The following is a 26,154-nucleotide window of genomic DNA, read 5'->3' as shown; positions in this document are numbered from 1 at the left end:
AAAGCACAATTGCTTTACTGCTGATTTTTTTCTTTCAAGTAAATGTGTAGACGCGGTATTAATGGCTCTACTTTGCTAACCACCTCTTTTCTACCAGCATAATCTCCCAACGGTTTAAATTTAAACGTATCAACACAGTTAATTAAGAAAACAGGCGAATGCGCGTGTAAATCTTTTCTGAGGGTCATTTCCGTACCGCTATTATTCGGGTTTTTAGGCTCGTTGAAGCGCAATTTCAAAATCGGCGTTGCAGGTGCTTTCCTAGTTATGTTAAATAGCGTGTTACTTGTGAAATGACTGATAAGCTTACGCTCTTCTTGAATGTGAAGCTCAAAGCCTGCTCGCGAATCTGTACTATTGCCATGGTTAGGTGCATACGCCAAAGAGCGGTCTATTTTCTCAATCACCTGCTGCTTAGTTAGCGTTTTAATTTGTGACTTATGTTCCCATGAAAAACGCGCACTCAAAATATCCTTTTGAATAAAGACAGGGTGTGTTCGTGTTGCCATTGGAAATATGAGCCCAGGTTCTGCGTCGTGAACAATTTCAAATCGTTGATCAACTGATTTAGCCAAGCGGTGAATAACACCTTTGAGTTTCACCTTCTCTGCATTGAGGCTATCAAATAAAGTGGCCAACCTTTGCATATACGCAAAGTCGCATTGGATATTGATCAGGCCCGGTAATTTGATTGAATAGCGAGTTGATTCATTGTGTTGTGCGCGAAACTTACCGATATGCGTAATCGTCTTACGGATAGCCTCAATGCCGGTTTGGTGAATAACATCAAACGGTGCATCTAAAAGAGCTTGTTGATGTTCATCATTGAATTTCAAACGAATGCGAGACTGTACCAAGCTTCGAGTTTTGGCTATGTCTTCAGTGATGGTAGGTAGGACGAATATATCTGCACCAATAGAGTCAGTATTTTCTTTAAGTGCGCAGGTTAGAGCATCTACAGCATTAAGCACTTCATTGTATTGAAACTTAAAATCGCCCCGCGTTGTTTTGATTAGTTGTTCCATAGTGCCTCTTACTGTCCAATAATGACTACAACATGCACATATTATATACCACCTAATACGCGCTCTGACACATTTTTGTATAATATTTAGCTTGGCTTACCCTGATAGCGTGTTTATTTTCTTTTTATTTATTATTATTTTCTTTTTTTTTCTTTGGAGCGTGGCATTAGTGGCGTATCAGGAAAGGGAAAGATATATGAAATAAACAGCTACCCGAAGGGTAAAGCTGTTTCACCTTGTCTGTCAATAACATGTATGTTGTAGTCATATATATAGAACCATTCAATTTCATTCCCTTAATTTGTAACACTAGTTTACTCTTCCTACTCAACGACTTTAAATTTTACAGCCCCCCTTTTTGGTATCTCTATTTTTTTAGCTTCTGTGTTAATCCCTTTACTATTCACCTATACACTAATTAAATGCTTATTGGAGTTTACATGCTTACCTCTATTCTCTCCGCATCGCTTATTATGTTGGCCACCAGCGCCAGCCTAAATATAGATACGGCTTTACCAACTGAAAAACCAACCTTTTTACACCACGAACAGGCGTTCATACTCTCATATGACTTAACAGATACTGACGTTAAACTAACGTGGGATGTTGCTCCTGGTTATTATCTTTATCAAGACACCATTAAAGTAAATGAAATCTCTGAAGACGCACTTCAATTTACCAGTACGCCCGTTTCAACCCATGATGAATATTTCGGTACCACTATGATTATTAAAACGCATGCTGCAGCACACTTCGCTAAATCAGCCCTTAAACAGACTACGTTTAGTGTTTCTTATCGCGGTTGTGCTGAAGCAGGCCTGTGTTACCCACCCGTTACTGTTGAAATTAACTTATAGGACAACTGAACATGTTTAAAAGTCTCTCTATTATATCTTTGGCTATATTAGCCTCAGCCTGTTCAAACACGATTGTCGTAGAAGAACAAAAAAGTGTGGTTAAAGTAGCAACCAAACCTTATAAACCCACCTTTCATTTTGTCGAATTCGAATTTGATGCAGCGGAACCAATCAATGTTAAGACTATGGCTAAACAACTCGCGCCACACATTGCCCACTTAACCGCTAATCCTAGTCATTTTGTTTTATTGCAAGGCGCCGGTGATGATTCGGGGTCCTTTAATTACAATTTCAAGCTTGGAATGTCACGCGCTACTTTTATAGAAAACTATTTACTCGAGCGCGGGGTTTTACAATCGCAAATAAAAGTAAGCTCTGTTTCAAAAGCAAATAGTCACTTAAAGCCATACGCGCGTACAGTTCATTTAAGCTATTAATTGCACTGTGCCTGCGAACCCCACTCTGTGGGGCTTCATTTGTCTGGTTAGTGAAACATTTAAGGTATTATTTATTCATGCTTAATCATTAATTATATTTTCTAACACACTACTTATAGAGGGTTATTCTGAGCGTTGTGTTATATTCCGCACGAATTTAAATCACTACTATTTTCTTATTGGTTAGCACCTGTTTTAAGTCAGTATTTCCAATGTGTATAAGTGTTCTTAAGGAACCGTGATGGCAATAATCAAACGCTTACCTCTAGGGTTTTTATTTATAGCAGGGGTAACATCTATTATTTTTTCCGCTGCTATTTGGTGTCAGTGGGATAATGAAAAAAAATTCATGAAGAACGCCAAATTTCGACGGTTAATCGTTTTGCCAGCAGCGTTGACTCATTACTTAGCACCCAAGAATTAGTTTTATCGTTTCTTGAACAGTCTATTGTTGATGGCCAAGAGCTCATTGATAGCGACAGGGTTACAGAAGAGTTCGATCACCTTATAGAGTCAAACCTAGATATAGCGATGCTTGGCATTTCAAATCTAAATGGTCAACCTAAATTAGTGAGACCGCGCATTAAGCTAGACCCTCTCTTTAATTTATTAGACTATGATGAAACACGCGATGGATTTATTAACGCTTTAAATAGTGACCGTGTGGTACTTGGGCGAACATATCGAATAGACGGACAACTTCTTATACCGTTACGTAAAACATTACGCACTGACGCCGGTGAGCCTATTGCGTTGATTGTTATTGGACTAAAAATAGATGGCGCGCGCTTGTTTAACAATCATCAGCATTATGCCGCCTATAATACGCTCACAATGTTGCGTGATGATGGGTATCGCCAATTTATTTCGACTCACCTTGATTATTCCAGTGCGTACACAAATAAACCTTTTATCTTCTCTGAGCGAATGGGTAAACCCATTCCATTAGTTGATGTGATTGCTAGGCAATACCCCTACACAAAAGATACATTCAAGCCGTATCTTTTTTACAACGAACGGGCTCAAGTTGTCATCGCACGACTTGATACCTATGGTTTATGGATCAAGTCTATAATATTGAAAAGTGACATTTTAACCCTCTTAATTTCGCCTTTTTTAATTCAGTTTTCTCTGTTAATCGCCATTAATTTAGCTGCACTATATATAATTCGCTTACTGGCCGCTAAGCAGCGACAAAGAGATCATGATTTACTCCACCAAGCTCACCATGATGAACTGACGTCATTGCCTAACAGACATTACTTTAACAACCACTTGTCTGACTGGTTTAAATGCACGAAGAAAACATTTTCCATGATGTTAATTAATGTTGATCACTTTAGATTAATCAACGACAGATATGGCCATTTGGCGGGCGATCGCATTCTGCAAGAGGTAACGGCACGACTTAAAAAATTTGAAAAAAAAGATGAACTCCTTATTCGCTATGCGGGTGATGAATTTATTCTTTTAACACCTGACATACATACGACCGAGCTTCGCCGCAACGCATCAATTATCATTAAAGCAATGATGTTACCCTTTCAGATTGGTGAAAGTGAGTTACGCCTTGGTTGTAGCATAGGCATTGCGAAAGCACCTGAACATGGTAAAACATTAACCCTGCTTTTACGTTCTGCCAATATCGCGATGTATAATGCGAAAAAAGAAGGCAATACGTTTAATGTATTCACCTTCAGCATGGCCCAAACTTATATGGATCGTTTGGAAATAGAAGAGCGCTTACGTGTAGCTGCTGAGCTTGAGTGCTTTTACATGGTTTATCAACCGCAAGTGGATGCAAATAATACCCTATACGGCGTTGAAGCACTTGTAAGGTGGGAAGATAAAAAGTTGGGCTTTGTACCCCCTGATAAATTTATCGCCATTGCTGAATATTGTGGCCTAATGCCAAAAATTGGTAATTATATTATTGAAAGAAATGAGTGCATTGCAAAAAAGCTTAAATTTAACCTTTCAAATAGCAATCAATATTTCGGCTCAACAATTTTCCCACATTGATTTTATTACGATGCTTAAACAGTCCATTAACCGCCACAATATTGACCCAAAGCGAATTACTATTGAGATCACTGAAAGTCTTTTTATCGATGATATTAATAAAGTGCTCCCGATACTTAACCAGCTTCGTGATGAAGGCATTTGTATTTCACTTGATGATTTTGGTACGGGTTATTCGTCTTTAAATTTGCTTCGCACATTACCCATAGACGAGTTGAAAATTGATAAGAGCTTTGTGGACGATATTATGCATGATGTTCAATCGTTGAAAATGGTGCAAAACATTATTTCAATTGGTAAAAATCTAAACTTGACGTTACTTGCAGAGGGCATTGAAACTGGTGAGCAAAAGCAGTGCCTTATAGACTGTGGTTGTGATTTGTTTCAGGGCTATTACTATTCAAAACCGCTATTATTAGGGGTTTTGTGCCCATCCCCTCGAAATCGGCATTAGGATGAAACATTAACTTTTTTAGGCTTATCTTCATTTAGAATTTTATAAACTGTAGATCTTCCTATTCCTAATTCCTTGGCTATATCAGTGGCTCCCATTTTACCTTTATGAAGTTCAAGTAACTTAACCCGATCAACAGAACGTTTTCGACCAAAAGCAACACCATTTGCCATAGCGTCAATCCGACCTTCATTTGTGCGTTCTAATATACGTTCACGTTCGGCATCAGCAACAGCACTTAGAATAGTAACAACCATTTTCCCCATTGTTCCTTCAGTACTTAAACCTTCTTTAATAAAGCGAATGGCAATACCAGCTTTATCAAACTCTTTTATTAATTTAATCATATCGGCAGTATCACTACCCAAGCGATCTAATCGAGTAACTAAAACAAGATCACCTTCTTCTACCTTTACTCGTAAAAGATTCAAACCCTCTCTATCCATATTAGATCTGCTACCAACATCAGAAAATATTCTTGATGGTTTAGCACCTTCAGCTTCTAGAGCTTGTTTTTGGAGTTTTAGTGATTGTTGGCTAGTTGATACTCGTGCGTATCCAAATTTTCTCATAAGCGTCTATTAAATCGATAAGTAGAATTGTTGTCTATTTAGGTAATGTAAACGATTTAGTAGACGATTAATATAGGGTATATCAAACTGTCTACTATGTTATGAGATAAAGTACATGTTGATGTCTTATTTAACTATCTATATTCATAGTCTCTTGTCGAGCTGATTATAAATACCTAAACTTGACTTAATTGTTCAATCGCCTCAATTTGCTTAGTAACTAACTCCAAATAAGTTATCTTATGTTGGATCTTAATATTAAGTAAATTAAGTGTTTCGTCTGGAATATTATGCTTGTCAGCATTAATTGCCATTAATAATGGCTTAATATCAACAAGAAGAAGACCTGCTGCTCTTGAAGCTCTGATAAACCTAAGACGTTTCAATGCACATAAATCATAACGACCATAGCCTGATTTGGTTTGCTCATTGCAATGTAATAAGTTTTCAAGCACATAATTTCTGACAGTGTGGACGGTGGTTTGAGCGGCTTTCGCTAATTGAGAAATACTCAATGGAAAGTCCAATAATTCATCGTCTGCTTGGATAAAGCCATTAAAGTCGGGAATTTTATTTAGAAAAGAGGCATATTCAATAGGGATATTTTCAATTTTTTGGCTGTTCATTATCGTTCCTTATTTGAAAAAATATTGATACTAAATTTTATAGCAATAAATATGTAACTTATTGATAAGCCTTTAGACCTTAAAGAAGTGGTAACTAAAAAAACAAATAGTTACCACCTAAAAACAATAAATTACAAAGGAGTATTCGACATATTATAGTGACGTTATTTCATCAATGACAACACGCATTTTCGTCATTGAAAAACAGTCCTTCGAAGTCTGTTTTTCCTGACATTCTGTCGATATAATACTGAGAATCTTTTTGGAATGTATCTAAACAATAAGGACAGCGACAAAAGTGCAATTCATGGTCGTTAAACTTAAAAGGTACGGTTAGCGCCACTGGTTTTTCTGCCAAACACGTAGGGCAAACTTTTATATCCAATGTTTCCCTCAGATATTTATCTGGTTTTTTTTGAAAAATGGCTAAACACCCCTGACAACAAAAAAAATATTCAACAGATTTGTACTCTATCTTTGGTGCTTGCGAAATATTGATCCCTAATCTGATTAGCGAACAGCCACAGGTTGAGCAAATCATCGTGGATATCTCCTATTAGTTGTTTAAAAAAATAATGGTTTAACCCGCGCAGCACGATAAATCTTTAACATCTTTGCTAAAAGTTTGCGCACATAGTTTTAAACCCTCAACCATCGTTAAATAAGGGAATAATTGCCCTGCAAGGTCATCTACCGTCATATTATTATGAATAGCGAGAACAGCGCTTTGTATTAATTCGCCACCTTCATGAGCGAGTATTTGTGCGCCAAGAATTTTACCTGTTGCTTTGTCAGCGACAAGTTTAATAAACCCATCTGTTTCAAAATTTGCTAATGCTCTCGGTACGTTCTCCATATCTAACACACGGCTAATAACATCAAATCCCCCTGTTATGGCTTCCTCTTCCGTTAATCCCACTGTTGCTACTTGTGGATCTGTAAAAATAACCGCTGGCATGGTTGATAAATCAAGCCTAGCGTCACCACCTGTCATATTAATACCAGCCCGACTGCCTGCTGCGGCTGCTACATAAACAAACTGGGGCATGTTAGAGCAATCACCAGCGGCATAAATATTAGCCGTTGATGTTTCCATTTTATCATTAACAACAATAGCGCCATTTCTTTGTGTTTCAACACCCACCTCCTCTAAACCAAGCTGCTCGGTATTTGCATGACGACCCGTAGAAATGAGTAACTTGTCAGCGTTTAAAACCCCCTCATTAGTGTCTAATGAGAATGAGTGTCCATCATGGCTAACGCTTCTCGCTTGTGTGTTATTTAATACGCGAATACCTTCTTTTTCAAAGCATTCAGTAAGCTTTTGACCTAATAATGGATCTTCTGCATATAACAACGTATGGCGTGCTAATACCGTAACCTTACTACCTAAACGCGCATAAGCTTGGGCTATTTCTAACGCGATAACGGATGAACCAATGACAAGTAAACTCTCAGGTAGTTCTTGAGCAAATAGCGCTTCTGTAGATGTCCAATACGGGGTATCGGTTAAACCATTAATTGGTGGAATAGTCGGTGTAGAGCCTGTTGCAATTAAAATGCGATCAGCAATAAGTTCTTCTTCTGAGCCATCCTCTTTTTTGACAAGTAATGTATTTTCATTTTTGAAACGCGCAAACCCTTTTAATAAGGTCAATGCAGGGTTTGACTCTAAAATACTGATGTATTTAGCCCCACGTAATTCATCAACACGCGCTGTTTGTTGATGTGCTAGCAGAGAACGGTTTATTTGAGGATTATTGTTTTCAAGTCCATCAAATGGGTTTTCTCGTTGTTGATGTGCTAATTGCGCAGCACGAATAAGTATTTTTGAGGGGACACAACCGACATTGACGCAACAACCACCAATGACCTCTGCACCTTCGATAATGGTTACTCTAGCCCCACCTTCTGCCGCCTTAATAGCACTAGCAAAAGCACCTGAGCCACTACCAATAATCGCAACATGTAATTGTTTGGTTTTATGTAAATCTAGTTCAGCTACGGTATAGCCAAGTGCTTCTATTGCATCAATAATTTCACAACGGTTGTTGTCATTTTCTGTCTCGATTTTGGCTGTAGCATTATCATATGAAACGTCAATACATGTTACGCCTTGGATTGCTTCAACAGCTTCATTAATGTGATTAGTGCAACTGCTACAAGTCATACCTTTAATAGATAAAGTGAACATTTAAATATTTCCAATTTTTATAAGTTAAAAAGTAATGGTTATGCAGGGCACGTTTCATCATCACAGCGACGACTTGCAGGAGAAACCATATCCCATATTGAAACCGCAACCATTAACCCTAGCCCTGCATAAGTAGCGTATGAACTCCATTCATATTCAAACCAAGGGTATAAGGACAATAAAACTAAAATCGGGCCGATTGAACCGAGTAAACTACGGTGCCACTGGCGATGACTAAGCCAACCTAAAAGATTCATTGCTAAGGCTAATGAGGCAAATAATGGAAATAAAGTATTGATGAATAATCCTTCCCATTGGCCTAAAAACCCCATACCTAATGCCGCTGCAATGTTGGCAATAGCAGGGAAGCACATGGCACACCCCATTGCTGAAACAACTGCGCCTAAAGATCCTGTTTTATCGCCAATGCGTGTTAAAAGCTTTAAAGGATTAAACATAGCTCACCTCTATTTTTTCAATGTAGACGGATAACCCGCATTGGTTGTTGCTTCTATTAAGGCATCAACGTTGGTTTTGGCATCATCATAAGAAACCACGGCTAATTTGGTTCCGTAAGTGACTTCGGCTTTTTCAACACCCTCGACATTTTTTAGTGAATGCTTAACCGTTATTGGGCATGTAGCACAATTCATCGTGGGTACGTCAAGCGTAACCGTTTGAGTTTCAGCAAAAGCACTGATGGTTGAAAGAGAAAGTAAACAGCTTAATAATAATTTTTTCATAGGTGATCCCAAATTTTAAGTAGTGTAAAAGTAAATTTTTTGATAAAAAGTTAAGCGAACCAAAGTATCCAGTAATTGCTAGTGACCAAAATAAGCGCAGTTAATGCACTAAGCCAAAAGATAACTTTACGTCGCTGTTGTGTTGCTGGTACCGCACATGCCGTATCAGGTTTACATTCTTCTACAGGACGGTAAATCTTCCAGCCTGAGTAACTAAATAACAACACCACAAACAGAACAAATACGGGTCTGTAGGGTTCAAATGCGGTTAAATTACCTATCCAAGAGCCGCTTATGCCAAGTAGCAATAACACGAGAGGGCCGACACAACATACCCCTGCGCCTATGGCAGCTAAAATGCCGCCTATCATTGGAAGGTTTGATGTTTTCTGATTCATATGGATACCTCGTTAAATTATGGTATTAATGTAATTCATGTACCTAGGTACGGAGTCAAGAGCGTTTTTTATTAAAGTAATAAAATGTATTTTGACCATGCTCAATATGACCTTGATTTAGAGCAGGCTCTTTCATCTAGCGCTATAGTGATATGCAATTCGAGAGATAAAACGAAGCCGATAGTTCGACATAGGAACAATGGGTAAGGTTTGGCGGTGTTGATAATTTGTTTTTAAGTGACAGGCAGTATAAAAAAATCAGCTGAAATTTGACACTTTATGGCTGTAAAGAATCGATAATAGGGCAACATGTATCATCTTCGTTACTTTGACATTGGCCGATATGTTCTAAGAGTGCTTTTTCTAAAAGTAATAAATCGGCTTGTTTGGTTTGAATAGCCACTAATTTTTTTTTCGCTAACTCTTCTACTTGGTTACAGGGACTATCATTAAGTGAAAGTAATCCCTCTATTTCACTTAAGGTGAATCCTAACTCCTGAGAACGCCTAATGAAACGAATTCTATTTACCGTTTCTGTTGAATATTGTCTATAACCCTGTAAAGGTTTAACGGGTTGTTTTATTAGTCCCTTACGTTCATAAAAACGCACGGTTTCAATATTGATCCCGATTTCCTTTGCTATTTTACTGATGGTTCTAGACATTAATTGTCCTTACTGAGAGTATCATAGTGTTAAATACATTTATTATTGTAACTTGTTTTATCCGTTCTTTGTGTTGCTAATTGACTCGATACCGTTGAGTAAACCAACTAAATCTATTTCTTTACGATCTTTATTAAAAGCATATTCACCGTTTAAATTAATATGCTGCCAAGCAACAGGCGATAGTCTAGAAATAAGTTCAACCACGTCTTGCCTGCCATTTCTTTCTTGTATTTGCAGAAATGCCGAAAGTAACGCGGAATTATAATAAATAATGCAATTAGATATGAGCCTAGCGCAGTCGTTCCATTGAGATACTTGGTAATCATTTCCTCCACGGAATTTGTTACCATTAACTGAAGTAATTGCCCGTTTTAATTGATGGTATGCTTCACCTCTGTTCAATGCTTGTTGAACATAATGGCGCAGCGTTGAATTATCAACATACTCTAAAACGTAGATAGACTTTATTAAACGATCGTACTCATGCAAAGCTGACAATGTACGGCTCTTGCCGTTACTTAATTTTCTAATGATAGTGCTTTGGGTAGTAGTTTTACGGCTCAATGAGCAAACAATATGTTGAATTTCATTCCACTCTTGTGCAATTAATTTATGATTAATTTCTTTCTTTAATTGAATACAGCCACCATCCTCTTCAGTCACTTCAAACAAATCAAAAAATACTCGTTTCATTTTTGCGTATCGAGGGGCAAACGTGTAACCAAAGAAGTCCAAAATTGCGAAGTTAACATTATTGGTACCATGCGTATCGGTCGATAAGGTATTTGGCTGTATATCTGATGAATTGTTATAAAGTAAGTCGAAAGCAAAGTGGCCTTCATACTCATTTGCACCAATAACTTGCGTACTCACTGGAACGTGATTTGAAACAAGTGTTAGCGCAGAAACCCCTTTGCCTTTTGAAAAATATTTAGATGAATAACGCGCCTTAAATGTATTAATACGGCACTCGAATTTTTGACCATCAATACTTGAAAATAATTGGTTATCATCCGCGTGGTAATAAGCAAAAATTGGCAAAGTGGCGATTGCATTAGAAACCTGATCATTAGATTGTGTTAACGTCTCATATCTAATATAGCTATCATCCACACTACGTAATATCCCCATGGAACGGTCGGAGATATTCGCCATTTTATATAAGCCATAATTAGTACCATTAGCTAATATGCAAGCGATTAGATCTTCCTTATTAGCCGGTGATTTTTCTTTGTTGACAGAAATGTGAGTGAACGATTTTAGAAAGTCAGTCTTTTGGTCAACAAAGAGCATTAGTTCAACAATGCCCATATGTTGGATTTGATTATAAAGGGGGTTTTCAATACTTTCTTGCCATCGGTTGTTCGGAATTGACCACTTAAGTTCAGTCTTGCCAGGAATAAATTCAACGTACTTATTATCGCCACTAAAAATATGCTCACTCACTTCCTTCAGCTTGGCCTCTAATTGTTGATTTTTATCGGCTAGTGTTTGGTTGATGGGAGTAGCGAGTTTATCAAGCCCTGAATTTTCAATTATTTCAGTTTTGTGCTCCCATTCTTTAGGTTGAATAAGATCTGAGGCTAAACTACGATTATTAACGCTTTCTTTAACCGTCATTGTATTACTATGAAACAGTTGCTCTGCCTTACGGTAAAGGAAATATTCAAAACGATTAGCATTTAACTTGATATTGTCACCTTCAAAATATTCGCGGTCACTTTTAGGTACCACATCGATATTAATCGTTTTTATGGTTTTGAATTCGCTTAACTCTTCGTGAGCCGTAGTGTATTGTTCGCGTAATTCGTCCTTTAAGTGAATGAACTCAATATCAATAGACATAAAGAGTGAGCGGATCAGTTTTCTAATTTTACTTGATTGTTTATCGATGAACTGCCATTCATATTGTAAGCGTCTAGCTAACGACACCTAGCCTTTCTTAATGTTCCAAGGTAACAGCGCCTCAAGGTTATCAGGCTGCTCAGCTAGGTGCTGTAAGCAACTAGAAATATAGTCATGCACCACAAGGTCATTTGCCTTCGCCGTTTCAACAAGGCTATAAAGTACCGCACTGGCATGTGCACCCTTGCTGGTATTTGAGAACAACCAGTTTTTTCGCCCTATCACGAAGGGTTTTATGGCTCGCTCTGCGCGGTTGTTATCTATTTTAAGTCTGCCATCATCAAGGTACCGCCGGAATTTTTCAAATTGATTTATCGCGTAGTTAATGGCTTTACCTAGCGCCATTTTGGGCGGGATTTTATCTTTGTGTTTGAGCAACCATTGGTATAACTCGTCAACAATAGGTTTGGCTTTTTGTTGTCTAACAGTGTACTTCTCTGTGGCTGGCTTATCTTTGATGGCTTGCTCAATACCGTAGAGCTTACCAATGAGGTTGAGCGCTACATCCGCTTTGCCTGTTTTCTTATTATTGCCTTTCGCTTCGATGAATTTACGACGCATATGAGCAAGGCATGCAACCAGTGTTGCCTGAGTTTGCTCATAAGCCTTGTAACCATCAACGTGCATGTAGCCTTGGTAACCATCAAGAAAATCAACCGCACATTGGCCCGCACGGCTGTTATGATAATCGAACAGGACAATATTAGTGCTTTTACCCGGTTTATCATCACCGCAACAATACAGCCACATATAGCTTGTCGCTTTATCTGCGTTGATGACGTTTAACGGGGTTTCATCGCCATGGATAACTGCTTGCGATAACAACACCTCTTTTAAGCGTTGATACAGGGGTGACAACAATTGTGCACAACGTAGCATCCAGCTCGACATGGTTTGCCTGCTTAATTCTATACCAATATCGCCTAACATTGTTTCTAGGCGATAAAGCGGTAAGCCAAACTGGTATTTACACGTGATTATTTGACTCAGCAAGCTGGCCGTTGCGATACTTTTTGGAATGGGTGATGCGGGCATCGGGGCGGATTTCACCACACAATCAATACCTTCTTGCTCACAGTGACGGCATGTATATTTCGGGCGAATCGTTTTAATCACTTTGATATGTGCTGGCACAAACTCTAATGCTTCACTGCTGCTTTCACCCATTTTATGTAAGGTGCTTTGACAGCAATCACATACTTTTTCACCCTCATTGAGGTCAACAATCACGTCTACTCGTGGTAATTGCGCCGGCAGTGGGCGGCGTTTCGGTTTGGCTTTTTCTTTCTTTACTGAGGGCGATGTGGCCAATTGCGATTTATGATACTCATCAAGCGTTTCTTCTGCTTCATTGAATACTTCACCCGCCCCCGGCATTTTTTCTGATTTCTTAGCGTACTCTTTGGCAAGTTTCGCATTATAAGCTTGCAGCAATTCGTGAATTTGCGCATCCTTTTTAGCTAACTCTTCATCTTTTTTAGCGACGACATGTTGCAACTCAAGCAGCATGCGCTTGAGTTGTTCTGGGTCATCAGGAAGTGAGTGTGCATCAAGTTTCATCCCTGCAATTTAACAAAGTTTTATGCACTTTTCTCGTTTGCAGGGCAAATAAAAACGGATGTGTGGCAATGATCGTTTACTGTTAATTAGATCATAGATTGATACTGCAATTCTTCATGGCCAAGCACATCATATCCCGACAACAACCAATCCAGTTGCCCAGAGCTGAGTTCAAATTCTTGCAAAGTGGCTTTATTTGGCCATTTGAACTTTTGTTTTTCGAGTCGCTTATACCACAAAGCAAACCCTGTTTTATCCCAGTACACTAATTTGAGTTTATCTTTCGCTTTGTTGCAAAACAAAAATAGCGCGCCAGTGTAGGCATCACGTTCAAGCTCGCCTTCAACGATGGCGACCAGACCATCAATCGATTTTCGAAAATCCACAGCATCGCGGTGTAAATAAATACGCTCGGGTTCAACAAACATTTTCATCAGGCAAACTCGCGTAACAATTGGCTGAGGTAAGTTGCAGGCGTTGTTGATGGCAAGCTGACTTTTACTTTGCCAACAGTGAGGGTTATCGGCTGTTGCGGCTTGATAACGTCAGGTTGTTTAGTGATTTTGGCGCGAACAAAATTGCCAGGTAATGCCTTTAGCTTGTTTTTTGCGGCATAAAAAGTTGTTTTTGATAAAGTATTTTGCTGACAATACTCAGTGATAGTTAAATCACTCGATTGTTGCTCTTCTATAATACTACGCCATTGCTCAAGGCTACGTGTTTTTCTCATAGCTACCTCTTAATTGAAATTCAGGGATAGCTTAATAGTTTTGACGAGTTACTTGCAGGTGCACTTGGCTAGACGCTTACTTCATATTCACGTCCATCAAAGTCAGTATTATCTAAATGGTCGCTTAACAACTTAATACTATCGGCAGGGATCAGTTCAAAAGCTTTCTTACGCACATCACCAAAACTAAGGTTATCGTCCATATCTGTATCGATAAAATACTTTAACAAGCTACCAGCGGATTTTAATTTGGTTCGAACAATAGTGACATCCTCTACAATGCGTTGTTTAGCATAGCCCTTAGCTGATTCCGTCAACTTTCTAATCATATAGATAAAGGCTGATACTAAATTGTCGTTAGTTTCGCGGTATCTAAAAAATAAATAGCACACAAGATATAAGATGGTCTGGCTGTCATCGTGTCTTCTGAGCTTATAAACGGACTTATGTTTGACCAAGGAAGCATAATACTCAAGGTTCTTAGGGGATAATTCGAGTTCAGCAATAAGTACCTTAATTTCAGGGTAAAGTGAACGTATGATTTTATGCGTCTTCAGCTCTTGTGCTATTTGACTAGCCGAAAAATCTTTAGCCATTTTCTTTAATTTGGCTAAATCAGTAAAGGTGCTATTTGATTCAAGTAATTTAAGTAACGTTGCTTTTGTAGGTTGGGCTAAGTTTTCATTGAGAATAGTCTCGATACGATTTCGTTCATTTGATAACACTGTTGAGATAGTGTCTTGCAATGTTGTGTAGCCAGCTAAGGCTATTCTGTTTTGACCAAAATATGCAATGCATTCATCAAAAACATATCTAGGCTCCAAATTGATTTTTACAACATTATTGAGCCTTCTAAGCAACGGTTCCTTATCTATTTTACTTTGAAAAATCGAAAAGCCAGTATAGCTCAGTAACTTTTTAATTAATGCAGTTTTAGTTCTGGGGGGTAAATCTTCAGTATCAATATATTTATCATTGAAATACTTGGTTTTAATATAGTTATAATCAGCTTCAACATCAGCAAACGTAAAGTTAAACACTATAGGTCGTGATCTGAAGTAACCTAATAGTAGAATAAAATATATTCGTGTTTCAGTTTGTCTTAGCGTATTAATTAACTTCTGTGTTTCTTTATCTATAGAGAAGTAGTCTTCTCTATCTGCTCGGCTAAAGTTTGGTAATGCGTAAAGCTCATTAATTTCAGACTGTGTGAGAATTTGAATACGTTTTGTTAGTTGAGCAGCAATGATGATAAGCCTTTAAAATTATTTTTTGATAATCATACCTCAAATAAGTGATCAAATAATAACCTTAATGCCGATTTCGAGGGGATGGGCACAAAACCCCTATTAGTCGATTTGTATGAATATACGTCCGAGAGTAAATAGGTATCCAATCAATTACCTTACAATGCACTACACGAATCATTCGTGTAATTCTTTACTAATAAGGGATGTACTTACTAAAGCATACGCTCCGCATTCCAATGGAGTGCACTGAGCGTACGTTAAAATCTAGTTTCCATCTTATAAAGAATGCCTTTTTTCTATTGCAAATTTTAATGCGTTTTGGACAGCTTCATTTTGTGAATATCCATCATTCTGATACCCATCAACCCAAGCTTGGTAGTAGCTTTCATTATCATCAGATAAATCAAATACTTTTAGGGTTCTTCCATGAATACCAATGATAGTATTTTTAATGTCATACATAAACGTACCAAATTTAACTGGTGATTTTTTGAATTTACCATCATGATCAACTATTGGATTTTGCTTTTGATTTAGATTTTTTAACATACGGTTACTCCTACATTCCAATTATTTTGTTGATTTATCTTTTTTCATTCTTAAGCTTTAGTGAATTTACCTCTTGCTTAGCATCTCGACCATGCTTTTCGTGCATTGCGTCCTGTCTCATGCTGCCATCTTCTCTTCGGAAATCGTAATCTTGCCAGTTTCTAAGCTCTTCTTCCGCCTGTTGAAGTTCTTGTTCGACTTTTGTTATTGTTTCTTTAATGGTTTCTTCTTTCATTATTAGTCCTTTCGGTTTGTTTACTTTAGACTTTGGAATATTCCAATCACACTAATTTAAATTTATTTACTGTCCTATCTCATGCTTCATGCCGCAAATCATTCTCTTTTAAAAAGCCCACGTCATTCAATTTGAAACGCCGTGAGCTTTTTAGTATGTATTACATAATTACCAATTAAACGATCCTTTAGTGCGGCCACCCGCATCATCTACGGCTTCATAGGACACGTTCATAGTTGGGTATTGTGATAACCTAAGTTGAGTTGAAGCAGCACCACGACCTACATACTCACCATTAAACCACCAGTCATAACCAACTACATAGCCATCTTCGTCTTTACAGGTTGCCGTAATACGAATTGTACCCGAACGTACTAACTGAACACTCTGACAGGTTGGCTTTTTGTTTTCAAACACTTCGTATCGTTCATTAATTTCAGTTTCTTGGCCATACATGCTGGTAGCAATAACCTTTATGTCATAAATACCCGCTTCCTCAATTTCAAAACGATTCATTGGGCTTCTTGGCGGTTTAACTTCAACTTCGTCTCCATTTATAAACCACTTGTAGTCAATGATGAAATCTCGTGGGTGACCGCCTTTAGTTTGGGCGCGAGCTACTAACCCCAGTGGTGCACGACTATAACGGTTCGATGGAAAGTGAACTAAACTCCCTTGCACTGGATCAGCTTCAAGTACGTCAATAAACTTACTTATCTCTTTTACTTTGCCTCTACTATCCGTCACTTTGGCCTTAATTTCATGCACACCCGGCGTTTTGACGAGTAAATTAGAGTACATGCGGGTTGGATTCGTTATCTCAATATTGTCACTTTCCAACCATTCATAGGTATAAGTAACTCCTGGCATAAACTTATGTTTTTGCAATATCATGCCTGTGATGTTTGCTGGCGCTACTAAGATATTACTTCTTATATCAATAGTCGTTTCAGGAAACTCATACACCCAGCTCTCTAAATTACGTTGAGTTTCACGATAAGTAGCCTCTTTATAACCATCCACCCATGCCTTTAACACAAACTTCAACCGGTTGTTGTCATCAAGATCACTTTCAGTAGGCGTGTACTCAAACGACACATCGTTTTTCAATTGGCCATTAGGCAATACCCATTCATATTTAACAGGTAAATCAACGCCACCGTTTAAGTTTAACACCTGTCCTTCTACATCTATTGTCGTGCCCATTTCAACGAGATGAGGTGCACGTATCTGTGCCATCACTGGCCTTGGAGTTACAGGACGCGCATAGTAACGAGCTTCGGACCATGCCTGCTCCCCCGCTGCTTCAGTTGTTGTACTGAATCTGAATCGACCCATAATGAGCGCTTGTTCGCCTTTAGCTATAAATGACTGTACAGGCGCACCTTCAAACCATGTTTTACCCTCATCATGCGACCATTGAGCTTGTCCGTCATATGTATGAAGGGTCGTATTGTAGTCGAGCATATTGAGCTTAAACTCTTGCCCTTCGTATACTTGAGATGGTCCTTTAATCACTAAGCTTGCTTTGTCGTAACCACTAATTTTAAGTGGGGTGCTAACTGACGCTTCACCCGTGTTTTTGTTTGTAACCGTTGCTCTAACGTACTTATCTCCAGCAGCTTGCATTAAGAAAGGTATCGCGTTACGCCCTTCGTACTCTTCTAGCACTGACCAATCAGCAAGGTTCTCTGAAATCTCCCATTTTGTATCATTGCCGGCAACCATATCTTCTATCGTTTCATAGTCATAACGAACTAGTGTGGTAAACGGCACTTTTCCGCTTACTTGTGAGCTCCTTAATTCACCATCTACTCCAGTACCCAAAACTATTCTCATGAATATAGGGGTCGATATAATTTTCTTTTCATATTCTTTATGTGGCGATTTGACTGACGCGACAGCATAGAAACCATTACTTTTGCGGAAAATATCAGCAATAGCAACCGTGAACTGAGCTTGTCCATTTTCATTATTCGATTGTGTATCCGAAATTACTTGTTCTTCACCTCTGTTATTTTTATACGCTAAATAAATATCCCATTCGCCCATGGTGCTTGCATCATATTTACTTATTTTTTCTTTCCAATTCCATTCTCCCATGAACGCCGTTACTTGAACTTCATCTGTGCTTAATACATTGCGTTCTGAGTCCATGCTTAAATTTATAGCCACTTTACGAGATGGTAATACAATAACTTCGCCTGTCGAACCTGCTAAATGTTCATCTGATAGCGTGTAGGCGGCATTTATTGCCAGCGGATAGCGGTCAAACACTTTTCGCTTATCAACATCGTCATCACGAATAATGCCAAGTAGCTCATATATCGGCTTGTGGCTCCTCTGTGCCATGTATTCAGACGATTCATACTCACCACGACTTACATTGATGTTTAACTCCCCCGCGACGTGTTGAAGCCTATAGCGTGCTAAAACGGGATTTTCTGGGATAACACCATAAACACCTTCTTTAAGTTCAATAATAGGGTTTAAATCAAATGCCATTTGTTCAGCAGTTTTAATATTGTATTCAAACTCGCCAGCTTCTACTTTTACTTCATTACCATCAGGGTTAACAACATAAGCGCTGTAGCTAACCGTATTATCAAGTTCATCATGTATAGACCCCGTAACAGTCATAGCCCAGCCTTGATAGAGAGCGTCCATGCCTTTAGGTAGGTTGTCTAATTTGACGTAACAGCCTTTTCTAGCATCTCTTGATATTTCAATAGCTAAATCTTTAGATGCCACAAAGTTACAAAGATACTGGCTTTGGTAGATCTATAACGTACCGCGCTGAATATATTGGTAAAGATCATGTGTGCCAGTGTCTTTAGATTTAATACTGAATTTTGACGGCGCATACACATATTTCTCTTCAGTTTGACCTATATTGCCAAACGAATCTTTCGCTTTTACAATCAGTTCATAGGTATCACCGGGCGTTAGGTTATCTAAATTTCCATCAAAGAACTTAACGTAGCTTTTAGCATCAATTGGATCATCCACTAAAGTAAGTGGTACACCACCAAATGTAGCCTCTATTATTTCATTTTTTGTATCCCACCCTGGATTTGTTACAGCGCCAAAGTCACTGGCAAAGTAAAATGGATTGGTACTACGAGATTTGTCACGTAAATATGTTAATTGAACTTCAGGGGCAAAGCGCTGCAAGTAAAAAATGGGGTTTTCATAATCAGTACCGTTATCGTAATAGTCACGCAGGTTCAAACTGAACTTAAAAGCACCATCTGACAATGGGGTCATATCGTAGTGATAAACAATGTAATCACCCACCAGCTCGGTTTTGGTCGGTGGGAGTCGATTATCTTCACTCAAGTTTTGTTTTGAGCTACTAAAATAGAATGTATTGTTATCAATCTTTACTGATTGTTGAAATCTTATGTCTTCAATTTCTTCGATTATTAATGCCGAATTTTTTAATTTCCATGTTTCATCATTTTTAATGTTGGTGAATGGCGATTTAACAATAACTAGAATTTCATCCTGTTTAGCTTTAGCACTGCCTTCTTCTAATTGCTTTTCAATAACGCTATCATCGTTTTTGTTGTTAATAACAATTTCATGCAATAAAGGCGCTGTATAATCCCAGCTCAATCCATTTGTAAATGTACCCATGCCCTTGTCTAAAAAGTAAGGGCGGTCAGAATCAATGTCGATTTTCAGGCTAGTATTACCCTGTAACTGGTCTACTTTATTCCCTAACGGTGCTATATCGACAGGTAAAGCACATTTTGTAAAGTTACTCTCTACTGTACAACTCTCACCATTAAAGCTAATGATTTGTTTATACAGCCGAGGCTCAACACTAAATGTAATTCCCTTAACGCTTGCGGTGCTATCACGCAGTAGATGGTTTGCACTTGTTGAGACAACTCCATTGGTAAACTCAATCGTGGTGGCCGTCAACTTAGGTGCTATAGGCTCGACAATATCAACCGCTTTTGAGCCAATTGAAATAGGCATAGATTCATTCTCATTGAAGAAAATCTTAATTTCCCAATCAAAGGTTGTAGAACCAAGTTTGTCCGGAAAGCCATTTACCTTGCCAGTCGATTTATCTTCGGTTAAGCCGCTTGGATAATTAGTCCATTCAACCAAACAAAGTGGTGTTTCTTCAGCCCCAACTTTATCAAATGCACGTTTTTTAGCTTGCTCGATACTTGTTGTTAACGCGCAGCCTTGATAATTTGCCATCGATACATACGTGTCTATATCTTGTATTTCATGATAAATAAAATCGTCTGTATACTCTAGCGTAGTCGCCAAGCTATCTTTTGGATCGCGTGGCGTTACTAGAATTTTGTCATGAAATAATGTGAATAACTCATTGTTATACCCAACAACGCTTACTTTAAATTCAGCAAACTGGTCATTTAATGATACTAAATAAGAAGAAAGCATAGCTTGTGTATCAGTAACATCAAAGCTTTGCTTTACGCCCTTGATATTCATCTGTACGTAGCAAAGCCTGTCTTTAAATGTGTCAGAATTTTGTACTTCCTCAAGTGACGAAGTGAAGGCGCTACAGTAGTTAGATGCCTGATCACCTAATCTATACTTTAATTGAAATTTATCTGTAATCGCGTAAGGCGATGTATTAACCTGCTTTGTTCCTTTGTAGCCGCTGAACTTATAATCAGTTATTAGCACCGGTGAATTAGGTGCAGATGAAGCGATCAATAAGCTGCCTTTTGTAAATGTGTTTTGCTTGGTCACCAAGTCTAAGTTGTAGCGACCTCCACTTAAAGCAAAGTCATAAGCGTAATCAACGGTTTTTGTAGTACCTGGCAATATTTCTTTGTTATTAATAAATACACTGCCTTCACTGTCACTACGTAAAGTCACAAAAACTGGGTATTTTCCACTTATGGTACTGCCATCACTTAATTTAATAGGTTTACTATAAAGAGGAAGGTTACCGTCAACGTCTTTGAACACCGCCCCCGTTGCAGGTAAAGTTATTTCTGATAAGCCACTTTCTAAGCCTATTTTTTCTGCAACATAATTAAACCGTAACTCTTTTTCAATTATATTCCCTACATTGTCTTCTGCTAAGACGGTAAGAATGTATATTGAGTTTTCGTCTGGGAATAGCACTGGGTATTCTAATGCATAAAGACCTTCACTAGTTTCGCTGGTGGCTAAGAATACATTTTCGTTAGCTGGGCCACCTTTTAAATTGACAGACTTAATTTTAGATTCATTGTCGTCGGTAAGAGATATCGTAATTTCATCCAATGATTTTATTGTAGCGCCACTTTCTATCGAAAAAACTAAATCAGGTGCCTTTATATCGTTATCAATCGATAAAAGAAGCTTCTCAACATAGTTACTATAATTATCTTTAGCCCAAGCAAACATCTCGAAAGAGCCATGATCTAAATTAGAATAATTAACTGTAGCGACATAATCTGAACCGGAACGAAGTAAAGAAGAAGCTGATATATTTTCAATTACATTGCCGTCCTTTTTTATAATAATTCCAGCACTACCGAGCTTCACTCTATCCCACGTACTGCCCGACTTTAACTCAGTAATACTAAAACTGATTTTTTTTTCTGTTTCATCATGCTCAATTATTTCATTAATTATTGGGTCTTGTGCATCCCACTCCCAAACATGGCTTAAGGTACTGTCAAACATGCTAGTGTTGTCAGAGCTTCGTAAAAGAGGCCTTGAATGGTAATAGCCAACAGTACCTGTTTTATTAAACGCTAAGTTTGTATCTAGTTCACAGGAACTATCCCCAGGTGGAATTTTACATGAACTTCCATACATACTTGCGTATTGTTCGTAACCTCTAACACTTCCTGTAATTCGTATCTTTGATATTATTGTATCGCGCCCATTTTCACCCGAAGCCCTATAGGTTTTAGGTACCCAGCCAACCCCATCAACAAACGCTTCTATATTAGTGCCTTTTGGTGGTAATGTTTTGTCTGTAAATTCAGGGTTTGGAAAGGAAAGAGAGTTACAACGCCACGTACTGTTGTTTGTCCACCCAGCATTTGGATAGTTGAAGTTATTAGAGGTATTTGCTGGACCATAAATTTTAAAATAAGCGAATTCATCATCAACTGAAATTAAACCGCGATTCGTTATACCTGTTGTTGACCCTGCGAATACAGATGCTCCCGGAGCTGCTTTATAGGCCTCTTTCGAGATACGGTATATAGCTTCAAGTGGGTTTTTGTTGATTGGAGTTTTATCGGTAACAGGCCTAAATCCGGCTTGCCCCAAGTAATCACCTGTGTACGTTGGGTCTTCAATTGCAACGATTTTGGGGCTTGGTCCACATTTAGAATTATTATAAAAGTACATCTCTTTTTCAGCACTGTTACCTGCTAAATCGAATACTTCAAAAATTACTTTGTGCTTACTTTGTGCTTACTTTGTGTTCCTGAAGGAAAAAATACAGCTGCATTAGAATTATCCCCCCCTGTTCCTAACATAGCTTTATTCAAGATTGGATAATATGGTACATCGCCTGTTTTATATAACTGACCTTCCTTACCATCTGATTCCCAATATGTTTTATAAATTATTTTATCAATACCAGAAAGGTCATCGGTAATATTACCAAGAGTAAAGTGGCGGTCACTCGTATGACTAAACTTCGGTAGTCCATCTGGAGCATTACCACTGCCATAGGGAAATGACCATGTAAACGCCCCCATTGTTGGGGCCGTAGTGTCAACAATTAAATCATATGTTTCAGAAGAAATTAAATTGCTACTTGCACTTAAAATACTCGCTGTTGCTTGATATTTACCGTCTGCAATAGAGTCTAGTTTTAAAAGTGAGCCGTAATATTCTTTCCCATTAACCGTAATACGATCTGCTGGGCCTAACTTTTCACTAGTTAATGTATTCACAATTTCATTGCTTGAATTTGTGATTGTTAGCTGAACTAAGCGTTCTACACCGGCGCTTAGAGAAAATTGAATATCGTTATTTGTGCCGATATACGCTTCTGTTGGCTTTTGAGTTTTTATAACTTGGTTTGAATCAGTGTAGTTTATTTCAAGTAACTCAGCTGATGCGGTGGGGATTAAACCACCAGCCGTTAGCAATAAAGTTGCCTTAGTGAATTTGTTCATGACAATACCTATTATGGATAATGTAGGTATTCTTAAGCATTGAAAGGGAAATGTTAAAAAATAGGACGCATAAATTAGTACACTCTAGCTTATGCGTTTTTTATGATACGGGACTATTAGTTTGTAAATTAAACTGTATGCATTTGATTTACATCATAATTATCCACAAACCTTTTTAATTGGCCATATAGCTATATTCTTCCATAAATTAAACATCAAATTTATATTGAAAGAATTATTTTGAAACTCTGACTTCTCAACCTTGTTTTGAGCTACACCAATGTAGATATAGATAACCAAGATAAAAAATATGATGCTTCCATACTTTTCATTTACGAGCCAAATTAAGTCTCCTAGTGCATATAGGATTATAAAAGGTCCACCCATATATAAAACGTACTTTAAAAAACCAATAAAATGAGTTTTTATTCCCTTCAATAATTTCGATACTTTTGACTTTATACTCATATAACGCTACCTGTCTGCCAAGTTTGAAGTAGATATAATTAACCGACACTGTGCCGTTAAAACGTAGAGGTGTTAACTGTATGACCTCTAAATTATGGCGGTTAATCCTGATTAGTGGCACTAAATCAATCTGTGCACGTTAATTTCTGGCCATAGAGCGTGATTTTAACATCACCACGTTGATGAAAGTTTAAGTAACCATTCTGCAATGGCGCAACATCTTCAATATCGAATGGCCTTAATAAGATGCCTTCATCGGTAGTTACAGGCAGATTAGCCATGAGTTCATAAGTAAACCGTTGTTTATCTGAACTACTTACTAATAATTCTAAATAAGGCTTTTCACCATCCACAAAGATGGGCTCACCTTTAACGTTTATTTAATTAGTAACGGTTTTTATAATCTGCTCAGTCGGTTCGTACTCTATTTCAAGTGTCGAAGATATGAGTTGGCTTTCGCCAGTGACTATAAACTGCCATTTTTCACAAGCTGAAACTCTGGATATACTGGTTATACTTGCTGCAAGCAATCCAATTTTAATGATATTCATATTAGACCTTTCATGTGGATTTTTTCTAACCTTACTTAGTATCAAGTGCAAATAAAAAAATTACAGATAGCATTTATAGCCTCTGTAAAATTTAATGTTGTGGTAGCCGGTTGATATTATTTGACGAAATCATGTGTTATTAACTCAAATATTGGAAAGCAGTTATGAAACTTAAAAAGAGTAATATTGTACTCGCTTTAGCCGCAGCCTCGGTACTCAGTGGATGTGGTAGTGAGGAAGATGAAAAAAGTGGTGGATTTACTTTTCCAGAAGACACAACTCCCGCATCAATTTCTATTGAGGCGTCAAAACTTATTAATGAGCCCGCTGACTCAGTTTTAGATAGTAGTGTTCGCTTGTCTCTCTCAAAAGCAACAAAAGAAGAAGTGACATTAAGCTATGAAGTGACCGCTATTACAGCGAGTGCGGGAGTCGATTTTGAAGTGACTGCGGGTGAATTAACGATTCCAATAGGCTCATTAAGTTCTACTATTTCATTTAAATTGTTACTGTAGTGGCATTGTAGTGGCATAGTTAATTTGGCCACCCATTAAGAAAGAAATGTTATGCTAATAAGCATACAAATTTGGGTGAAAAAATGACGAAATTAAAACGCGCAACGTATTCTGCGGCAATCAAATTAGAAACAGCTCAGCTTGTAGTTGACCAAAGTTATACTCAAGAAGAAGCAGCCAAAGCGATGGGGGTGGGTAAATCAACCGTCAGTAAGTGGGTTACTCAATTAAAGCAAGAGCGGAGTGGCCAGACACCATCTGCTTCACCAATGACGCCCGAACAAATTGAAATCCGCGAACTTAAAAAGCAAATCCAACGCATTGAATTAGAAAAGGATATATTAAAAAAGGCTACCGCTCTCTTGATGTCCGACTCCCTGAACAATTCTCGTTAATTGAGAAACTAAATCAACGAGAGCGTTACCCAATTAGCGTGCTGTGTAACGTATTCAATGTGCATCGTAGCAGCTATAAATATTGGGCTATAAGGGATACAACGCCGACACTAGAACAAATAAGGCTAGAGGCTGAAGTTAGAGCAATACATGCAATGAGCGGCGGCTCAGCTGGGGCGCGGACAATCGCGGCAATAGCAACGAACAATGATTTTGAATTGAGTCGTTATCGTGCTGCTAAGCTAATGGTTAAATTAAAGCTTGAAAGCTGCCAAGTACCTCAACATTCATATAAACGCGGCGGTAATGAGCACCTTGAAATTCCAAATCTGCTTGATAGACAATTTGATGTTGTTGAGCCAGATACCGTGTGGTGCGGTGATGTGACGTATATTTGGGTAGGTAATCGCTGGGCTTATTTAGCCGTTATTATTGATTTATTTGCACGTAAAGTAGTTGGCTGGGCCATGTCGTTGTCGCCAGATACTAATTTAACGCTAAAAGCGCTTGAACTCGCGTATGAAAGCAGAGGAAAACCGACAGGACTGATGTTTCATTCAGACCAGGGTAGTCACTATACCAGTTTAAAATATCGTCAACGTTTATGGCGCTATAAAATCAAACAAAGTATGAGTAGGCGTGGAAACTGTTGGGATAATGCACCAATGGAGCGATTTTTTAGAAGCTTTAAAACGGAATGGATGCCAAAGGTTGGATATGGAAATTTTATAGATGCTAAATATAGCGTTAGTGATTATATCAACGGATATTACAACAACGTTAGGCCACATCATTATAATGCCGGTTTAGCCCCAAATGAATCTGAGGTTAGATGCCAAGATTCTAAAACTGTGGCCAAAATTAGTTGACCACTACA

24 protein-coding genes and 1 pseudogene are annotated in these 26,154 nt (G+C 38.2%); 5 read left to right on the top strand and 20 right to left on the bottom strand.

Annotation, left to right across the window (positions count from 1 at the left end):
• Window positions 1-14: 14 nt before the first annotated feature.
• On the bottom strand, window positions 15-1,025 hold the full coding sequence (locus tag L659_RS0116145) for a DNA replication terminus site-binding protein (protein ID WP_024591214.1): 1,011 nt from the start codon (window positions 1,023-1,025) through the stop codon (window positions 15-17).
• Between the two features lie 440 nt (window positions 1,026-1,465).
• Between L659_RS0116145 and L659_RS0116140 the strand changes: the two genes are divergently transcribed.
• From L659_RS0116140 to L659_RS1000000123945, 3 genes and pseudogenes are all read left to right on the top strand, one after another.
• Window positions 1,466-1,882: a protein-disulfide reductase DsbD domain-containing protein gene (locus L659_RS0116140; RefSeq protein WP_024591213.1), complete on the top strand. Its 417-nt coding sequence runs from the start codon at window positions 1,466-1,468 to the stop codon at window positions 1,880-1,882.
• A gap of 11 nt (window positions 1,883-1,893) precedes the next feature.
• Window positions 1,894-2,319, top strand: coding sequence for an OmpA family protein (locus L659_RS1000000123240; protein ID WP_024591212.1), 426 nt, complete (start codon window positions 1,894-1,896; stop codon window positions 2,317-2,319).
• 531 nt (window positions 2,320-2,850) lie between these two features.
• Window positions 2,851-4,795 (top strand): annotated as a pseudogene (locus tag L659_RS1000000123945) (putative bifunctional diguanylate cyclase/phosphodiesterase).
• On the opposite strand, the gene L659_RS0116120 reads toward L659_RS1000000123945, so the two are convergent.
• From L659_RS0116120 to L659_RS0116025, 19 genes are all read right to left on the bottom strand, one after another.
• On the bottom strand, window positions 4,792-5,367 hold the full coding sequence (locus L659_RS0116120; RefSeq protein ID WP_024591208.1) for a recombinase family protein: 576 nt from the start codon (window positions 5,365-5,367) through the stop codon (window positions 4,792-4,794). The pseudogene L659_RS1000000123945 and the gene L659_RS0116120 overlap by 4 nt on opposite strands.
• Before the next feature lie 176 nt (window positions 5,368-5,543).
• The gene (locus L659_RS01000000123045) at window positions 5,544-5,993 is read right to left on the bottom strand and encodes a MerR family transcriptional regulator (RefSeq protein ID WP_024591207.1); all 450 of its coding nucleotides are present in this window, start codon (window positions 5,991-5,993) and stop codon (window positions 5,544-5,546) included.
• Between the two features lie 172 nt (window positions 5,994-6,165).
• Window positions 6,166-6,534: a YHS domain-containing protein gene (locus tag L659_RS1000000124130; RefSeq protein ID WP_024608233.1), complete on the bottom strand. Its 369-nt coding sequence runs from the start codon at window positions 6,532-6,534 to the stop codon at window positions 6,166-6,168.
• Window positions 6,535-6,573: 39 nt separating this feature from the next.
• Window positions 6,574-8,187, bottom strand: a complete 1,614-nt coding sequence (gene merA / locus L659_RS0116110) for a mercury(II) reductase (protein WP_024591206.1) — start codon at window positions 8,185-8,187, stop codon at window positions 6,574-6,576.
• Between the two features lie 38 nt (window positions 8,188-8,225).
• Window positions 8,226-8,645 carry an organomercurial transporter MerC gene (gene merC / locus L659_RS0116105; RefSeq protein ID WP_024591205.1) on the bottom strand — a complete coding sequence of 140 codons (420 nt, stop codon included), beginning with the start codon at window positions 8,643-8,645 and terminating at the stop codon, window positions 8,226-8,228.
• 9 nt (window positions 8,646-8,654) lie between these two features.
• The gene (gene merP / locus L659_RS0116100) at window positions 8,655-8,930 is read right to left on the bottom strand and encodes a mercury resistance system periplasmic binding protein MerP (protein ID WP_024591204.1); all 276 of its coding nucleotides are present in this window, start codon (window positions 8,928-8,930) and stop codon (window positions 8,655-8,657) included.
• A 50-nt stretch (window positions 8,931-8,980) separates the two neighbouring features.
• Window positions 8,981-9,328, bottom strand: a complete 348-nt coding sequence (locus tag L659_RS0116095; RefSeq protein ID WP_024591203.1) for a mercuric transporter MerT family protein — start codon at window positions 9,326-9,328, stop codon at window positions 8,981-8,983.
• 277 nt (window positions 9,329-9,605) lie between these two features.
• Window positions 9,606-9,992: an Hg(II)-responsive transcriptional regulator gene (merR, locus tag L659_RS0116085; protein WP_024591202.1), complete on the bottom strand. Its 387-nt coding sequence runs from the start codon at window positions 9,990-9,992 to the stop codon at window positions 9,606-9,608.
• Between the two features lie 57 nt (window positions 9,993-10,049).
• A complete protein-coding gene (locus L659_RS1000000123520) occupies window positions 10,050-11,927 on the bottom strand; it encodes a Tn3 family transposase (RefSeq protein WP_024591201.1) in 1,878 nt (625 codons plus the stop codon).
• A complete protein-coding gene (gene tnpC, locus L659_RS0116075; RefSeq protein WP_024591200.1) occupies window positions 11,928-13,460 on the bottom strand; it encodes an IS66 family transposase in 1,533 nt (510 codons plus the stop codon). It lies immediately after the preceding gene.
• A gap of 86 nt (window positions 13,461-13,546) precedes the next feature.
• Window positions 13,547-13,894, bottom strand: coding sequence for an IS66 family insertion sequence element accessory protein TnpB (gene tnpB / locus L659_RS0116070; RefSeq protein ID WP_024591199.1), 348 nt, complete (start codon window positions 13,892-13,894; stop codon window positions 13,547-13,549).
• Entirely contained in the window at window positions 13,894-14,190 is a 297-nt protein-coding gene (gene tnpA, locus L659_RS0116065) for an IS66 family insertion sequence element accessory protein TnpA (protein WP_024591198.1), read from the bottom strand. Before tnpA ends, tnpB begins: the two co-directional genes overlap by 1 nt.
• 68 nt (window positions 14,191-14,258) lie before the next feature.
• Entirely contained in the window at window positions 14,259-15,407 is a 1,149-nt protein-coding gene (locus L659_RS0116060) for a DUF4158 domain-containing protein (protein ID WP_225305755.1), read from the bottom strand.
• Between the two features lie 309 nt (window positions 15,408-15,716).
• Window positions 15,717-15,989 carry a hypothetical protein gene (locus L659_RS0116055; protein WP_024591196.1) on the bottom strand — a complete coding sequence of 91 codons (273 nt, stop codon included), beginning with the start codon at window positions 15,987-15,989 and terminating at the stop codon, window positions 15,717-15,719.
• Window positions 15,990-16,023: 34 nt separating this feature from the next.
• Complete coding sequence (locus tag L659_RS0116050) at window positions 16,024-16,224, bottom strand: hypothetical protein (protein WP_024591195.1); 201 nt, start codon at window positions 16,222-16,224, stop codon at window positions 16,024-16,026.
• A gap of 168 nt (window positions 16,225-16,392) precedes the next feature.
• Window positions 16,393-18,975, bottom strand: coding sequence for a hypothetical protein (locus L659_RS0116045; RefSeq protein WP_024591194.1), 2,583 nt, complete (start codon window positions 18,973-18,975; stop codon window positions 16,393-16,395).
• Between the two features lie 30 nt (window positions 18,976-19,005).
• Window positions 19,006-22,569 carry an Ig-like domain-containing protein gene (locus L659_RS0116040; RefSeq protein WP_024591193.1) on the bottom strand — a complete coding sequence of 1,188 codons (3,564 nt, stop codon included), beginning with the start codon at window positions 22,567-22,569 and terminating at the stop codon, window positions 19,006-19,008.
• A gap of 44 nt (window positions 22,570-22,613) precedes the next feature.
• Window positions 22,614-23,348, bottom strand: a complete 735-nt coding sequence (locus L659_RS0116035; protein WP_024591192.1) for a DUF4165 domain-containing protein — start codon at window positions 23,346-23,348, stop codon at window positions 22,614-22,616.
• Between the two features lie 593 nt (window positions 23,349-23,941).
• Window positions 23,942-24,169 carry a hypothetical protein gene (locus L659_RS0116025; protein ID WP_024591190.1) on the bottom strand — a complete coding sequence of 76 codons (228 nt, stop codon included), beginning with the start codon at window positions 24,167-24,169 and terminating at the stop codon, window positions 23,942-23,944.
• A 362-nt stretch (window positions 24,170-24,531) separates the two neighbouring features.
• Here L659_RS0116025 and L659_RS0116015 point away from each other — a divergent pair, with 362 nt between their 5' ends.
• A complete protein-coding gene (locus L659_RS0116015; RefSeq protein WP_024591189.1) occupies window positions 24,532-24,882 on the top strand; it encodes a hypothetical protein in 351 nt (116 codons plus the stop codon).
• Window positions 24,883-24,965: 83 nt separating this feature from the next.
• Window positions 24,966-26,146 (top strand): IS3 family transposase gene (locus L659_RS0116005; RefSeq protein ID WP_155945821.1). Its coding sequence is split into 2 segments (ribosomal slippage): window positions 24,966-25,224 and window positions 25,224-26,146, totalling 1,182 coding nucleotides; the frame shifts between segments, so codons are not numbered across the junction.
• Window positions 26,147-26,154 lie beyond the last annotated feature (8 nt).

Origin of the sequence: Pseudoalteromonas sp. S8-8 (genome assembly GCF_000497875.1) — a bacterium.
Taxonomy (GTDB): domain Bacteria; phylum Pseudomonadota; class Gammaproteobacteria; order Enterobacterales; family Alteromonadaceae; genus Pseudoalteromonas; species Pseudoalteromonas arctica.
The sequence above is the reverse complement of the archived record's forward strand: the minus strand, read 5'-3'. Positions and strand labels throughout refer to the sequence as shown.